We start from the raw sequence: 14,405 nt of genomic DNA, 5'->3' as shown, positions 1-14,405 counted from the left end.
CGCCTGCCATCCGCGAGATGACAGGCGATTTTTTCATGGGTTCAGTTCCTTATACACCGCGGCGATGTGCTTAGCGTACTGCCCAATTCGCGCCGGGCTAAGATGCAGGCGTGCCGCGAGCTCACGGTTGTTCAGTCCTTCTTCGTAGCGCAGGCGCACGATGGCCTGCTCCACCGGCTTCAAGTGTGGATACAGCGCCGTCAGCGTCTCCGCCACCTCGATGGTTGTCGTGTCTGTTGTGGTTTGTAGAGGCAAAAGTGCCGGTGTTCTGGCGATCGCCTTGTCTTCGATCTCATGGCGATGGTTGTCGCGTTGGCGGGCGTGTTGAATGTCGTAACGCAACCGCCAGCCGATCAGCCGGTTCAAATCCGAACCGTGATACTTGGCGGCAAACTCGTGGTAATAGTGCACATAGCGCGCCACACCGACCATCCACATGTCGTCATAGTCGGTGTGGCTTCTCAACACCCCTGCCCGCTTCAGCGCGGCGTAAACTACGCCTTGATTAGCGGCGAGGGCTTCCAATGCATCGTCGGTCAAATCTGGTCGTCTCCCGGTCTGCATCGCGGCCGCTTAGCAGACATCAGTATTTCCTGAGCACTCGGGATACTGGCAGGATACAGCAGAGGCGTGGCTGGCGGCTATTGTTGCAAAACGTCGGGAAACGCCTTGGCGACAGGCGCAACCCCGATCCTGCGGTGAACGCCCAATCAGGCGCTGTCAGGACAAGGCTTGCACGCGCTTTGCGGCAATCTCAAATCAGACGATTTTTCCAGATTCATTAATCTCGTCAAATGCCAAGTCCAGCAACTCTTGCATCAGCTGGGCATTGCTACCGACAATATCAAAATTGCTGTTCATTCGCGCCATCAAGAGTTGCTTGAGATGATCAGGGTCGCCTTTTCCCACCGCTTCCCGCCACACGTCCAACAATGATTCCACTGTCGTCAGATCTGTGTTGAAGCGCGACGTCTTCAGTAAACTGGGGGCAAGGGCAACGAGGATGCGACGCCACACCGGCAACAAAATATCGTCGACTTCGCGACAATACTGCCAGATCCGGTTCATCATCGCAAAGTTCAGATGGGGATGGTAGATCTCGACGGTGGCGGTATGGCGCTCGAATTTGAACGCCGCGATACACCTGTGGGCATCAACGTGGTGTAACTCTTGCATCAAGGTCGCACACAACCACATGGATTCCGCACCGCTGCCGACATGAAACCAGATGCCGCACATCGACACCGCGATCAACGGTAATTTACCGCCAGGCATGTGCATCGCCAGCTGTTCACGCTGATCGGCGCGACCTTTTGCCTGATTGATCCACATCTGGTAAGGCGCCATAAACTTCGCCGTCTGGGCACACAAAAACTCCGGACGCTTCGGATGGCCGATCACACCGCGGTCCAGATCCAACATATACATGCCAGACGCTAAAAGCGGGTCAGCCAACAAAATGATCCCTTCGACTGGAAACACCCGATAATTCGACGTTTGGCCATGTGCGTCTCGCACGGATAACGCGCTCCCGATCGGTAAATGCAATCCTGACCAGGTTTGGGTTAAGGTAACGCTAGGCATTATCATCGGCTTTCACCCTTCCCATTCATTTGTATTAATTGGTTCTATTATGACCCTCCTCAATCCAGCTACCTAATTTTTTGTCTCGACATCGATAGATATTTGAATAAATCTAGGACGTTTTCATGTCGTATTTTATTTGAACAAAATAGATTATTTTCTAATTCAAGCCATATTCGCTGCCAATCGCAGATTTACTTCTAAGTTATTTTCAGCAAACACCTGGCATCGAGAACCCCATCCATGTAAACTAGAAGAGAAGCTACACGATAGCACCTAGGAGGAACACATATGCCAGATCAACGTACCTTAATTCTAGTCAAGCCTGACGGCGTTGCCAGCGGCCACATCGGCGACGTGATCGCCCGCCTCGAGCGCCGGCGCTTCACCATCACCGCGCTGAAAGTCGTCAACGCCAGCAAGGAACAGCTTGCCCAACACTACGCCAAGTTAGTGGGCAAGCCATACTACCCTGCCGTTGAAAAGTTCATGATGTCCGGCCCCATGGTCGCCATCGTTGCCACCGGCGTCGACGTCGTGGAATCCTTCCGCAAGATGACCGGTCCGACCAACCCAGAAGACGCCTTGCCTGGTACCATCCGCGGCGACTACGGCCGCGCCTGGGACGCAGACGCAATCTACAACGTCGTCCACTCCTCCGATTCTGTCGAAAGCGCAGAAAAGGAAATCAAAGTCTGGTTCCCAGAACTATAACCAGAGCGCAGTGGCGCGTACTTAGGAGGGAGTCTAAGATGGCCTGGGTGCGTGCGGCAAAGCCGTGCGTGACCGGGACAGCTTAGACAGCCCTCCGTTGCGCCACGGAGCTCGACGCCAAACCAGAGCGGAACAAGATCAGGTTCCCACGTCTGCCCATACCTGGCAGACAGATTTGATCGTTACCATCCAAGTCCCAACATGCTACAATAACACAGAATCGAAAGATGACACATCATCACCGGAGCCGCTACCTTCGCAACAGGTAGCGGCTTTTTGCATCCCTCAATAAATATCTCAAAATTACCCTCACAACTGACATATGTTGTCATGAAAGCGGCGTAAACTACTAAGCATAGGAGGTGTTGAGATGCCAACGATCAAACAACACTATCAAATGCGATACGCCGCGCTGGGCATTCCCATGCCCGACGTACCTGAAGAAACCTGGCCGCTTCTCGAACAGATGCAGGTGCTGGGCAACTTCCAACCGCTGCGCATTCCTTCTGTCGACCAGCTCCAACGTGACATCTGGTTTCTGCCCCAGGATGATGAAAAACTCAACTTTGACAATGACGACGCCAAAATGGCGCTGACCAGCTTCGTCAACTGGCTCGACGACACCGATACGCCAGGCTGGGAAGACGATCCTGACTACGATCTCAGTCAAGTCCACGTCCTTTCCACCGGCGAGTTGCTCACGGACACGGACGATTATCAAGACATGATCGCCGATGGCCCCATCGATCCCAAAGGGTATTACGACTGGTGGCTGCACGAGTTGTTAGGCAAGCGCCTGCCGACGCCTGTGGACGACACCCTTTTTGTCAGTGAATACCGTGACTTCAAGGAATTTGTCACATGCCTGCGCGAAAATCACACGCCGTATTGCTTCGCGCCCGACACCTGGGAGCGACCGGAAATCCACGGCAGTCTGTGGTTGCCGGGATTTGAGGCCGATTATTATCTGTGGGACGGCGATGTTTGGCCGACGATCACGATCCAACCTTACTCGAACTAAACCATGCCTTATAGGAGGATAAGATGACTTTTCCAACCCTTCCCATCGATTTCAGCTTCAAGGTCGCGCTACTGCGAGAACAGCCACAACCTGCAGAAGCGGTCGTGCTAAACGCGCTTGGGATAAGAGAGCGCGCGATCATGCCGTGGCAGGTCCAACTCCTGCATCAGTTACTGAAGTACCAAGAAGCCGGCCACCGGCCATTTCTTGACGACTTCCGGCTCCTGCACGACGCTTACGGCATAACGCGCTTCGAGTTTGCCGCCTTCGTACTGCCGTCGACGACCATTGCGACAACATTAACCCAGATCCGCGATTGGCGGGTGCAAAACACGAACTCATTTGCAGTGACCGTTGCAGACAAGCAAGCCGCGATCCTTGGTGAGACTGCGCCGGCACGCTACGCGGAAGCCGACAACATCATGCGGGTGCTGGAAGCGACCGGCTTTTTTCACATGGACGACGACCGCTTCGTGTGCTGGCGGCACCGCGAAGACGAGCTGGCTGACATCGTTGAACACGTCGATCCTCAACTACTGCCAGAAGCTGCCTATGCAGAGGCGATGGCGAATCCGTACCAGCCGCAGTTGCTTGGTGACGACATCAATTATCTGATCGCCAAAATGGGGCCGCGGATGATGTTAGGCGAGGACAGCTATTCACTTTCGGTCATCCAGAAACAGGCGGAATCCATGTACAATGCTTGGCGCAGCGACCGCCGCCGCGTCGCCGGCTTCATGAGCGACGGTAGCGACATTGCGGACTATAATTACGACGCGATGACAGCGCTGAAGGCCCATCTAGAGCGGATACGAGGGTAATGCCCGGCTTGTGCCAGGACATGTTATCCTGACGACATAGAAAAACCCGTGCAAATGAGCACGGGAATGCAACCGACTAAAGCTCAGTGGCTAGCTTATCTTAGTTTAGTAGTGCAAACTACTTAATCGCAGTCAGCTACCACTGAATAAATTCGGTGGCTTGCAGCTCGCGTGTCATTGACACAGTGGTCCAATACCTTTCAGGCTCCCACTAATCGCGGCTGCATCGTCGGACAGCTGACAATGCCCGTCAGTTATCAGGTTTACCCAATAACTTCTTTAGTAAAGCGTGGGTGGTCGTCACCATTCATATACAGTTGTCCCAGAGTTACAAGATTCATTGCCGCAATCCGGTCATCATTACTCTGGTAAGCACAGGAATCGCAACGATACTTGTGTCGCAGGTAATCACGCTGGGTCTTATCGATTCGCCCACAATTTGGGCACCGTTGGCTAGTGTATCGGGCAGAGACGGCAACAACTGTGTGGCCTGCTAAGGCCGCCTTGTATCGAAGATCTTGTTCTAGCTCAAAAAAAGCCCAAGAATGGAGTTCTCTTCGTGCCTGAGCTTGGCATCTGGATTGTTGGCGAACGCCTGTGAGGTCCTCAACCACAAATAGTGCTTTAGGTAACGCTTTCGAGACGAGTGTCTTTGACAAGCAATGATTCACATCACTCATCCAGCGGTTCTCTCGTCCTGATAGTCGTCGTAAGCGCCGTTTGGCGGATTGCGTGTTCTTGAGTTGTAGCTCTTGACGAATACGGTGGTACTTAGCTCGCCTATTCGCAATTGCTTTGCCAGAAACAAAGTTGGTTTGCCCAGCAGTGTCATGGGTGACTAGCACAAAGCGCAACCCTCGATCAATGCCAACAACAGCCTCAAACTGCGTCCGGTCAACAGTAGGAACTTCCCTAGTGGCCGCAATATGCAAGAAATAACGTCCACCGGTGCGAATCAACGTTCCAACACCAAGTTGCCAATCAGCAGTCAGTATTGTTCAAAGCCCTGTACGTGTGGTGTGACGCGGATGCGTTTCGTCAAGGTGTTGAGCGACAGGCGACGTTCTTGTAACCACGACCAGTCCCGGTTGCGCACTAACTTGAGTTGCGGTTTACGGTACTGTAATGGTCGCCGCAACCAAGTGAGGTCGCGCGGACAACACGTCCACTGACCTGTATATCGATCCTTGAATGCGTATGGTTGGGACTTCATCTGTGTCTGAACAGCCTTGTAATTGCCGACAACGTGACGAATTGCAGATTGCGCCATCTGAGCTTTTAGTCCAAATTCTGCGCGCAACTGATGATACAGTGCCTCGTGCAAGGCATGTTGATCAAGGACAAATTCGTGATTGAAAATATACTGTGAAACCAACTGACAGCCAGATGCAAACTGCAACATAGTCTCCTGTAACAACTGGGTCTCAGCTATAGTGAGTGTAATGCGCAACTTTAGGGTGATGGCTTGTTCCATGGCTATCCCTCCAATGAAATTATATCAAACATACGTTCCTATGTAAAGACATTAAGCTACGGGATAAATTTGGAAATAGCCAGGTATCTTTCGTCAAATTGCAATCAGAAATTTTCCATTAGACGCATTCAGAAATTAAGTGAAAGCTATTACTATTGTATTTGATATAAATGTATCGATACTGATGATTTCAGTTGCGTTTCATGAATAATGCCAACATCATCTTCAAAGCACTTGTATATTTTGATCAAACTTGATACACTCAATCCACCAATGAAACTCGCCAAAGTTTTAGTATTGCTGCAAAACAGTCGTTTCCTTTCTCAGGAAGCGGCTGTTTTGTTCATCCCACGAAAAGAAGCCTCCCGACTCGGAAGGCTCCCCACGCTCACTTGATCTTCAACGGTTCTAACTGCTTTTCGATATCCGGCAACGCCACGTCTGCGGCCGCCAGCGTCGTTGCGGTGTACGCGCCTTCGACCAGCGCGACATCGTACAGATGCACCGGCTTGTCCGCGAACTCCATCGCCATCTCCAGATTCATCTTGGCACTGCCGAGATCATAAAATGCCAGCAGTTCTGTGGCGGCATTGTTGGCAAACGCCGCCTGGATCTTTTCCATACTGGTGCCAACGCCGCCTTCATCGGTACCGCCGGCTTGGGTAATCGGCACGTCCTTGGCGATCTGCGCGAGCAGGCGCGAGACCCCGTTGGCGATCTCCGGCACATGCGACACGATCACGATTCCTAAGCTCATACCCCTGCCTCCATCAATGCTGAGAAAAGGTACCCGCTAGACATCGCCCCGGGATCGATATGGCCGACCGAGCGATCGCCCAGATACGACGCGCGACCTTTGTGTGCGACCAGCGGTGCCGTCGCGTTAACCGCGGCATCGATTGCCTGTTGGTCGAGCTTGCCGGCATGGTAGGCCCCGACCAGCGGCGTCCAGACATCCACCATCGTTTTGTCACCGACCGTCGCGCCACCGCGCTTCAAGATCCCGGCCAGCGCGGCATCCAACCACTCGTTGACGTCTTGAGTCGTTTTGGCGGCCTTGGCCATCTCCAAAAAAGCAGTCCCATACAGCGGTCCAGACGCACCGCCGACCTTAGAGATCAGCGCCATCGCCACGGCCTTAAACGTCGCCATCGCGTCAGCGTCAGCGGGCAACCCCGCCAGCGCGGTATCGATTGCCGCAGCGCCACGCGCCATGTTGCCGCCGTGATCGGCATCCCCGATCGGTGTGTCCAATTCACTGAGATAAGCCTGATTGTCCTGAATCCGCTTGGTCCAGCCAGTCAGCCACTTGGTTAATGCTTCTGCCATATGCATGTTCCTTTCTGAATCACAATTTTTTTGGTTATTGATCGCTAGAATACGTCCAAAAAAGCCAGCAAGTTCTTTCTCCACTATCGAGAAATCACGAAACGCCATCCACTGCCCCGCAGTTAGCCTCAAACCCATCCCACGTAAACCGATGTGAAAATCCTCACCGAATACGCAGGATGGAGGCAGTTAGGCGGAGCTGGGCGGGCTCAGGCGTGGCGGGACTGGCAAAACCAGTCCGCGCAAGAATCGAGACGCGCATGAAGCAACGCTTCGTGCGGCTCAATTCTTAGGCGTAAAACCGCGAAGCGGGTTGAAGCCGGCGCCACACCGTTCCAGCCCCGCCCGGCGGAGCCTAACTGCCATGCTGACCCGCTAAACCCGCACCGTTCCGCTCTGGTTACCAGCCAATCGTTTCCACTGGATAGTTCAAATATTCCAGCCACTTGGGATCTGCCAGTTCCAGCACTGTCAGTGAAAGTCCGGCCATGTCGATGGAAGTCATATAGTTGCCCACCTTCGTGAACACCGGCTTGATGTTTTTGGCCTCGAAGTCGTCGAGCACGTCATTGGTGAAGATGTACTGCTCCATCAGCGGCGTCGCGCCCATGCCATTGATCAACACGGCGTATTGCTTGTTGGCGTCGAAAGTGAAGGCGTCATCGAGCTTGGCAAAAAGTTCCTGCGCCAAGTCTTTGGACGGCCGCAGTTTCTCCCGCCGGTATCCCGGTTCACTGTGGATGCCCACGCCGTATTCGATTTCGTCTTCCGCCAGCGTAAAGCCTGGCTTACCGGATTCCGGAACCGTCGCCGCAGACAGCGCCACAGCCAGGGTCTTGAGATGTGGCATGACACTTTTGGCCAAGGCTTCGATTTCTTCCAGCGACGCGCCAAGGTCAGCCGCAGCGCCTAAGATCTTGTGCATCAACACCGTGCCGGCCACGCCGCGGCGGCCTTGCGTGTAGAGACTGTTTTCCACCGCGATGTCGTCATCCACGACGATGCTGGCAACGGCGATATCATCGAGCTCCGCCATGTCTTTGGCCATGTCGAAGTTCATCACGTCACCGGAATAATTCTTGATGACCATGAAGACCCCTTTGCCGTGGTCAGCGGCCTTGATCGCCGCGTAGATCTGGTCTGGCGTCGGTGACGTGAAGACTTGTCCGGCGACTGCGGCTGACAGCATCCCCTTGCCCACATAGCCGGCGTGGGCGGGTTCGTGCCCGCTACCACCGCCGCTGATCAGCCCGACCTTGCCTTGCATCGAGTCCTCATCGCTGCGAACCATTGCCGTGGTGTCAGGGATCTGCTTGAGATATTGCGGATACGCCCGGACCAAGCCACGGACCATTTCCGGCACAACCTGATCAGGTGCGTTGATGATTTTCTTCACAATAACACGTCCTTTCGTCTGTTACCCCTATTTTACCGCGCCACCGCTTACATTGCGAAGATGCCGAGCGTTTTATTAGGGAATTTATCAGACAGGCGGTACACTTGAACCATAGGAGGTGCGAAAAATGACTAGTTTTCCTCGTCGCGATCCTGCGACTGATACCCTGTTGACGCCGGAGAATTCTGCCCTGCTCGTGATCGACTACCAGCCGACTCAGATCCAGTCGATCCGGTCGATCGATCACCCAACCTTGATCCAAAACATCACCATGACGGTGCGCTTGGCCAACATCTATGATGTCCCGATCGTCTTGTCCACCGTCAACGTCGCTTCTGGCCGCAACCAAGACACCATCTCACAACTACGCTCGATGCTCGCAGATGTCCCTAGCTACGACCGTTCCAGCATCAACGCCTGGCAAGACAAAGACTTCGTCGCCGCCGTTCAAGCCACCGGCCGGCGCAACCTTGTCATGTGTGGGCTGTGGACAGAAGCATGTCTGGCCTTTCCAGCCTTAGACGCCTTGCGCGCGGGCTACAACGTGTTCCCAGTGGTCGATGCCGTTGGCGGCACCAGCACCATCGCCCACGAAACTGCCCTACGCCGTATCGAACAAGCCGGTGCTGAGCTTGTTTCCAACGCCCAGCTCGCCTGCGAATGGCAACGCGACTGGAACCGTATCGACACCGTTCCAGAATTCGTCCAACAACTACTGACAGCAGGCGACTTCATCTCGTTAGACTAACCAGAGCGGAACAGGACGGTCTTAGGCATGTGTATAAGGCAGCTTGGGTGCGTGATGGCAAAGCCATCACGTGACCGAGATGACTTATACGCAATGCCGTTGTCCTGTGGAGCTCGACGATGACCAGAGCGGAACGAGGCGGGTTTAGCGGGTCAGGTAGCCTAGCAATCGTGCTTGGGGCGATCATGGCCCCGAGTGCGGTTGCGTAGCTAGCTGTACCCGCGTTGCCGCGTACAGCTTGACAACACCAGAGCGGAACAGGACGGTCTTGGGCATGTGTATAAGGTTGCTTTGGTGCGTGATGGCAAAGCCATCGCGTGACCGTGATGACTTATACGCAATGCCGTTGTCCTGTGGAGCTCGACGATAACCAGAGCGGAACTAGGCGGGTTTAGGGCTGTGAGTAAGCCTGTTACTCAGTGCGGCTCAACGATATTCATTACGATACAAAAAGAGGTTCCAGATCATGATGATCTGGAACCTCTTTTTAGCGGACTTCTGTTAAAAAGCCGCTTTCTAGCAATTTGCTAGTTTAGTTCATGGAATGCTTGCGACGTTCGCCGGCAAGCCCGAACAATGCAACCAGAGCGGTAAGCGCACCGGCACTAGCAAGGGCAACATTGTTGTCGTCGCCAGTCTTAGGCATCGTTGCAGCAATCGTCTTGGTAGCAGCCGTTTCGGCAGCAGCCTTAGCAGCTGGCGTTTGGGCGGTGTAGTAACCAGCCTTGCGAAGATCTGCACGGCTAGGAGCAGGCGTCGTATCAGTCTTAGAAGGTGTCTCGGACTTGGTAGATTCCGTAGCTGGGGCCGTCTTTGCGAGGCCATTAGCATCGTAACCAGCCTGGTCTAATTCAGCCTTGGTAACAGAAACTGCAGGGCCAACTTCAGCCTTAGCTTGTGGCAAGTTGTTGTAGTAAGCTTCCTTGTTGATCGCAGTTGGGTTGCCTACTTCAGCCTTGAACTGAGGAAGGTTGTTGTAATAAGCTTCCTTGTTGATCGCGGTTGGGTTGCCTACTTCAGCCTTGAACTGAGGAAGGTTGTTGTAATAAGCTTCCTTGTTGATCGCGGTTGGGTTGCCAACTTCGGTCTTGGTTTGTGGCAAGTTGTTGTAGTAAGCTTCCTTGTTGATCGCGGTTGGGTTGCCAACTTCGGTCTTGGTTTGTGGAAGGTTGTTGTAATAAGCTTCCTTGTTGATCGCGGTTGGGTTACCAACTTCGGTCTTGGTTTGTGGAAGGTTGTTGTAGTAAGCTTCCTTGTTGATCGCGGTTGGGTTGCCTACTTCAGCCTTGGTTTGTGGAAGGTTGTTGTAGTAAGCTTCCTTGTTGATCGCGGTTGGGGTGCCTACTTCAGCCTTGGTCTGAACACCCTTTGTGTTGTCGTAGTAAGCTTCCTTGTTGACTGCAGTTGGGGTGCCTACTTCAGCCTTGGTCTGTACACCCTTTGTGTTGTCGTAGTAAGCTTCCTTGTTGACTGCAGTTGGAGTGCCTACTTCAGTCTTGACGGTAGCGTTCTTAGCAGCCTTTGCAGCGGCAGCTTCTTGAGCCATCGTAATTTCCTTACCCTTGGAGTAAGTCAATTGTTGGTTAGCAAGTGCTTGCTTCATTGCGGCATCGTTAGAAGCCTGAGTCGACTTGTTTGGTGTGTCAGCAACGTTACCCTTGTAGGTCTTTGCTTGCCACATTACACGGCCAGCGTTAAAGCCTGAAGTAATTGCTTGGATGTAGTCAAGAGACTTGCCATTCGTCAAGCTAGCTGGCAATTCACTGACACTGATCTTACCCAAAGACAAGCCCTTAGCATAGGCATCAAGGTCAGCTGCAGTCTTGCCGGTTTGGTTTGCAGAACCAGCGTGCGAAGCAGCTTCTGCGGCACTCTTAGCAGCAGCAACCCGATCAGCCGTACCCTGCTTGTAACCCTTAAGATAAGCAGCGTTGGATAACTTAGCAGCAGTAGGTGTTACGCCGTTTTTAGCATCGGTATAACCGGTTTGAATCTGATCAAAGTTACTCTGTGCCTTACCAGCCACGTTAGCAAAGTCTTCTTGACCCTGCTGGTAACCGGCTTTGTAAGCAGCACTTGCGTCTGCAGCGGCTGGCTTGTTAGCCTTACCTGCAGCGTAGCCAGCATCGATATCATCGACAGCCTTTTGTGCCTGACCTGCTACATTAGCAAAGTCTTGTTGGCCTTGCTTGTAACCAACGGTGTAGGCATCACTTGCATCTGCAGCGGCTGGCTTGTTAACCCGACCGGCAGCGTAACCAGCATCGATATCATCGTTGGCTTTTTGCGCCTTACCGGCCATGTTAGCAAAGTCGTGTTGGCCTTGATCATAACCCTTTTTGTAGGCAGCACTTGCATCTGCGTTGGCTGGCTTGTTCAGCTTACCGTCATTATAGCCAGTTTGAATCTGGTCAAGAGCAGTTTGTGCTTTACCTGCATCGTTGGCAAGCTTTTCATCAGCAGCCTTTTGGGCAGCTGCAGCGGCTTGCTTGTCAGCTGTACCCTGCTTGTAGCCTTGCGCATATGAAGCGTTGGACAACTTAGCAGCAGTCGGGGTTACACCGTTTTTAGCATCAGTGTAACCAGTTTGAATCTGATCGTAAGAAGTTTGCGCAGCGCCTGCGTTTTTAGCGAGGGCTTGCTGTGTCGTCTCATCCAGAGTCTTTTGTGCAGCTGCAACCGCAGCTGTATCAGTCTTGATGGCAGTTTTTGCTTTATCTCTGTTTGCAACTGCGCCCTTATATGCGCCGTCAGTTGCTTGATTGATTTGCTCAGTTACCTTGAAAGTCGCGCCAGTTTTACTAGTGTATGTACCATCACCAGTGTCATGTGCGGTGTGCAAATCTTTAGCCGCCTGCTGTTGTTGCTTGGCAGTTTGATAAGCAGTCACATCAGCTTTTACGTTGCTGCTGGCTGTGTTTAATGCCTGCTGAGCACTCACAACTGCTTTTGCAGATGGAGTATCGGTTGTTGGCGTCGTTGCTGGATCCGTTGTACCAGACTGAGCTGGCTCAGATTGGGTTACAGGTTGAACAGCAGCTGATACTTGGGTACCACCCAAAGCACCTGCAGAGAATAAGCCTACCGCAGCGACCCCTGCGGCAAACCACATTTTATGTGCCTTATAAAGCTTTTTTGCTCCATTACGTTGATTCATTAATGAATTCCCCCTCAGGAAGTAATCCCCCTCAGGAAGTAATATAGATGACTATGATACAAATACGCAGTGAATACAAAACTACACTACTTGTGATTAAGTATAAGTCGCGGTGAATCATACGTCAAAACCGTTTTCAATAAAATTACAATTTTTTTGCTGTTGAATTGTCGATTTTTTTAAAAAAATGGCAATTTAAACTCTATCGTTTTAACAATCAAAAATATAGACGTTCTTTTTGTAAATTAATGGCTGTGCACAATCTTTTTTATGACCGGATAAACGCGGCTTGATACTGAATTGTGACACGATGTCATTCACAATGATGATATTTAGGTAAAATTGACATTATCAAATTTTATTAAATTGTTTTCTAACAAACCGGTTTATTAAATTTCTAAAAATCGAATTTAGAACAATAAAAAAGCCTGCGTGTATTCCGAAAAATCGGAAAACAACACAGGCTGTGGCATTTTAGCCAACAATTAGCTCGACTTCGACCAACGCCCCTGCTGGGATCGTGGCGGCAAAGGTGGAACGAGCTGGCTTGGAAACGACATATTCGCCGTAGATCGCATTGAACTTCGCGAAGTCATCGATGTTCTTCAACAAGCAAGTTGCCTTGGCAACATCAGCGTAGCTCTTGCCGGCGGCATCGAGAATGGCACCGAGGTTGGCCATGACTTGCTTGGTTTGCGTTTCGATATCATCCCCGGCGAGCTTGCCGGTTTTAGGATCGATACCGATCTGGCCAGAGATGAAGACCATATCTCCAACTTTTTTAGCTTGTGAGTAAGGGCCGAGTGGTTCTGGCGCGTTTGGCGTATAGACAGTTTCCATAAATTAAAACCTCCTGAGATTAATGCCATCATTTTACCACAATGTGCTCATCTCTGCTGGATAAATTCCTGCCCCAGCTCCTGATACACCGGCATCATGGCCGAGAAGCGCCGCTGAATGTCCAGCCACAAGGCGTCCGGCGTCTGCCATAACGGATCCGTGCGGACATAAGTCTTGCCGATCAGCCACTCTGCTTTTTTCCTACTATTGAACTGCGTCGTCTGATCTACGAGTGCCGCGCTGGAAAAGTCATGCGCGGCAAGCTTGTCCGTGTGGTCGCCTGCCAACTGAGTCTGCTCGGGCAAGTCGGCACACAACGGCGCAATCGCGGCCTGATCGATGGTCAACGGCTTGCTGTCTTGCAGCACCGCCAACCACAAGAACAGCCGATCATCCCAAAATCCCAGCTCAACATGGGGCATCATCTTATAGCCGCGAGTATTTGCCGCCAACGCCAACCAAGTATCCGGCGGCGGATTCTTATGCCGCCGCGCATGTTTGGCGATATGGACCGTCTGTTGTGGCACCCCAGCCGCTTGCGCCAGCGCGGCCAAAACCTCCCCCGCACTTTCGAATTTTGGATCCAAGTCACGGCGAATTATGGCTAATCGACCTTCCAAAGAAGGCTCTGCAAAGGCACGTAAATCGGTTAACTCGAACATGACGACAACCCTCCTGATAAGTGTTACAATCTAGACACATTCTATCACAGAGCGAAGTAACCCGAACTTAGCGATGTGGATAAGACAGCTTGGGCGCGTTAACCGAGACGACTACCCGCATCCCGAATACATAAGCATTCTGCGCCAGGCGCGATTCGCTCACAGATCACAGTTTCTTATCGGCTGATAGCATGCCGTCCCTCTAAATTCCTTCGCCGCAGGCACCCCAGCGCTTCTTGTGTGCCTTCTTTAACTACACCCTCGAATCTACAATTAGTAACTAAGCGACGACACAAAAAAAGCTAGTGCACCTGCACTAGCTCAGAGATTCAGCGATGTTCGTCTTCGAAAAACTGTTCCCAAGCAACATCCAATTTACTTGCTAAGGCTTTCGCCCGTGCGACTGTGGGTGTTCGCGCTGCCTGCTCGTATGCGGCCAGCGTGCTCACCGGAATTTCTAAGAATTCCGCGAACTGGCGCTGGGTCATCCCACGTGCTTGTCGCTTTGCAACTAGCCAATCGCGCATCCGGTTCACTCCCATCTAATCCGTTACCAATTAAACTACGTCACAATTAGTGCAGCGTCAACAACAAATTGCTCAATTTGTGGATTTCCTTCAACTATACATTTTGTATTGTAAGCTTAGCACATGAGGTGA

General features: G+C 52.1%; 15 protein-coding genes. 4 read left to right on the top strand and 11 right to left on the bottom strand.

Annotated elements, in window-relative coordinates:
* Window positions 1-33: 33 nt before the first annotated feature.
* Window positions 34-540 carry a sigma-70 family RNA polymerase sigma factor gene (locus ACYVRB_RS03895; protein WP_461213687.1) on the bottom strand — a complete coding sequence of 169 codons (507 nt, stop codon included), beginning with the start codon at window positions 538-540 and terminating at the stop codon, window positions 34-36.
* Between the two features lie 219 nt (window positions 541-759).
* On the bottom strand, window positions 760-1,518 hold the full coding sequence (locus tag ACYVRB_RS03890) for a hypothetical protein (protein WP_461213686.1): 759 nt from the start codon (window positions 1,516-1,518) through the stop codon (window positions 760-762).
* A 357-nt stretch (window positions 1,519-1,875) separates the two neighbouring features.
* On the opposite strand from ACYVRB_RS03890, the gene ndk reads away from it, so the two are divergent.
* From ndk to ACYVRB_RS03875, 3 genes are all read left to right on the top strand, one after another.
* Window positions 1,876-2,298 carry a nucleoside-diphosphate kinase gene (gene ndk / locus ACYVRB_RS03885; protein WP_461213685.1) on the top strand — a complete coding sequence of 141 codons (423 nt, stop codon included), beginning with the start codon at window positions 1,876-1,878 and terminating at the stop codon, window positions 2,296-2,298.
* A 370-nt stretch (window positions 2,299-2,668) separates the two neighbouring features.
* Window positions 2,669-3,319 carry a hypothetical protein gene (locus ACYVRB_RS03880; RefSeq protein WP_461213683.1) on the top strand — a complete coding sequence of 217 codons (651 nt, stop codon included), beginning with the start codon at window positions 2,669-2,671 and terminating at the stop codon, window positions 3,317-3,319.
* Window positions 3,320-3,342: 23 nt separating this feature from the next.
* Entirely contained in the window at window positions 3,343-4,140 is a 798-nt protein-coding gene (locus tag ACYVRB_RS03875; protein WP_461213682.1) for a hypothetical protein, read from the top strand.
* Window positions 4,141-4,403: 263 nt separating this feature from the next.
* On the opposite strand, the gene ACYVRB_RS03870 is transcribed toward ACYVRB_RS03875, so the two are convergent.
* The 5 genes from ACYVRB_RS03870 to dhaK all read right to left on the bottom strand — a co-directional run bounded on the left by ACYVRB_RS03870 (window position 4,404) and on the right by dhaK (window position 8,339).
* Entirely contained in the window at window positions 4,404-5,099 is a 696-nt protein-coding gene (locus ACYVRB_RS03870) for an RNA-guided endonuclease TnpB family protein (RefSeq protein ID WP_461213681.1), read from the bottom strand.
* A gap of 29 nt (window positions 5,100-5,128) precedes the next feature.
* Entirely contained in the window at window positions 5,129-5,614 is a 486-nt protein-coding gene (locus ACYVRB_RS03865; RefSeq protein WP_461213680.1) for a hypothetical protein, read from the bottom strand.
* 388 nt (window positions 5,615-6,002) lie between these two features.
* A complete protein-coding gene (dhaM, locus tag ACYVRB_RS03860) occupies window positions 6,003-6,371 on the bottom strand; it encodes a dihydroxyacetone kinase phosphoryl donor subunit DhaM (protein ID WP_461213678.1) in 369 nt (122 codons plus the stop codon).
* Window positions 6,368-6,949 (bottom strand): dihydroxyacetone kinase subunit DhaL, encoded by a 582-nt coding sequence (gene dhaL / locus ACYVRB_RS03855; RefSeq protein ID WP_461213676.1) that lies wholly within the window; start codon window positions 6,947-6,949, stop codon window positions 6,368-6,370. The genes dhaM and dhaL overlap by 4 nt, the downstream gene beginning before the upstream one ends.
* Window positions 6,950-7,343: 394 nt before the next feature.
* On the bottom strand, window positions 7,344-8,339 hold the full coding sequence (dhaK, locus tag ACYVRB_RS03850) for a dihydroxyacetone kinase subunit DhaK (RefSeq protein WP_461213675.1): 996 nt from the start codon (window positions 8,337-8,339) through the stop codon (window positions 7,344-7,346).
* 127 nt (window positions 8,340-8,466) lie between these two features.
* Here dhaK and ACYVRB_RS03845 point away from each other — a divergent pair, with 127 nt between their 5' ends.
* A complete protein-coding gene (locus ACYVRB_RS03845; RefSeq protein WP_461213673.1) occupies window positions 8,467-9,087 on the top strand; it encodes a hydrolase in 621 nt (206 codons plus the stop codon).
* Between the two features lie 532 nt (window positions 9,088-9,619).
* Here ACYVRB_RS03845 and ACYVRB_RS03840 read toward each other — a convergent pair.
* From ACYVRB_RS03840 to ACYVRB_RS03825, 4 genes are all read right to left on the bottom strand, one after another.
* Window positions 9,620-12,244, bottom strand: coding sequence for an LPXTG cell wall anchor domain-containing protein (locus ACYVRB_RS03840; RefSeq protein WP_461213672.1), 2,625 nt, complete (start codon window positions 12,242-12,244; stop codon window positions 9,620-9,622).
* A 474-nt stretch (window positions 12,245-12,718) separates the two neighbouring features.
* Window positions 12,719-13,084, bottom strand: a complete 366-nt coding sequence (locus ACYVRB_RS03835) for a Rid family detoxifying hydrolase (RefSeq protein ID WP_461213670.1) — start codon at window positions 13,082-13,084, stop codon at window positions 12,719-12,721.
* Between the two features lie 47 nt (window positions 13,085-13,131).
* On the bottom strand, window positions 13,132-13,746 hold the full coding sequence (locus ACYVRB_RS03830; RefSeq protein ID WP_461213668.1) for a DUF1054 family protein: 615 nt from the start codon (window positions 13,744-13,746) through the stop codon (window positions 13,132-13,134).
* Window positions 13,747-14,075: 329 nt separating this feature from the next.
* Entirely contained in the window at window positions 14,076-14,273 is a 198-nt protein-coding gene (locus tag ACYVRB_RS03825; RefSeq protein WP_461213666.1) for a helix-turn-helix transcriptional regulator, read from the bottom strand.
* Window positions 14,274-14,405: the final 132 nt, after the last annotated feature.

The organism is Lacticaseibacillus boliensis (assembly GCF_054784775.1).
Note: the sequence above shows the minus strand (reverse complement) of the source record. Positions and strands in the feature narration are given on the sequence as shown.

Bases quoted from the DNA above. Each gene is read 5' to 3' on its own strand.
- ndk (WP_461213685.1), top strand. From the start codon at position 1,876: ATGCCAGATCAACGTACCTTAATTCTAGTCAAGCCTGACGGCGTTGCC.
- ACYVRB_RS03880 (WP_461213683.1), top strand. From the start codon at position 2,669: ATGCCAACGATCAAACAACACTATCAAATGCGATACGCCGCGCTGGGC.
- ACYVRB_RS03875 (WP_461213682.1), top strand. From the start codon at position 3,343: ATGACTTTTCCAACCCTTCCCATCGATTTCAGCTTCAAGGTCGCGCTA.
- ACYVRB_RS03865 (WP_461213680.1), bottom strand. From the start codon at position 5,614: ATGGAACAAGCCATCACCCTAAAGTTGCGCATTACACTCACTATAGCT.
- dhaM (WP_461213678.1), bottom strand. From the start codon at position 6,371: ATGAGCTTAGGAATCGTGATCGTGTCGCATGTGCCGGAGATCGCCAAC.
- dhaL (WP_461213676.1), bottom strand. From the start codon at position 6,949: ATGCATATGGCAGAAGCATTAACCAAGTGGCTGACTGGCTGGACCAAG.
- ACYVRB_RS03845 (WP_461213673.1), top strand. From the start codon at position 8,467: ATGACTAGTTTTCCTCGTCGCGATCCTGCGACTGATACCCTGTTGACG.
- ACYVRB_RS03840 (WP_461213672.1), bottom strand. From the start codon at position 12,244: ATGAATCAACGTAATGGAGCAAAAAAGCTTTATAAGGCACATAAAATG.
- ACYVRB_RS03835 (WP_461213670.1), bottom strand. From the start codon at position 13,084: ATGGAAACTGTCTATACGCCAAACGCGCCAGAACCACTCGGCCCTTAC.
- ACYVRB_RS03830 (WP_461213668.1), bottom strand. From the start codon at position 13,746: ATGTTCGAGTTAACCGATTTACGTGCCTTTGCAGAGCCTTCTTTGGAA.
- ACYVRB_RS03825 (WP_461213666.1), bottom strand. From the start codon at position 14,273: ATGCGCGATTGGCTAGTTGCAAAGCGACAAGCACGTGGGATGACCCAG.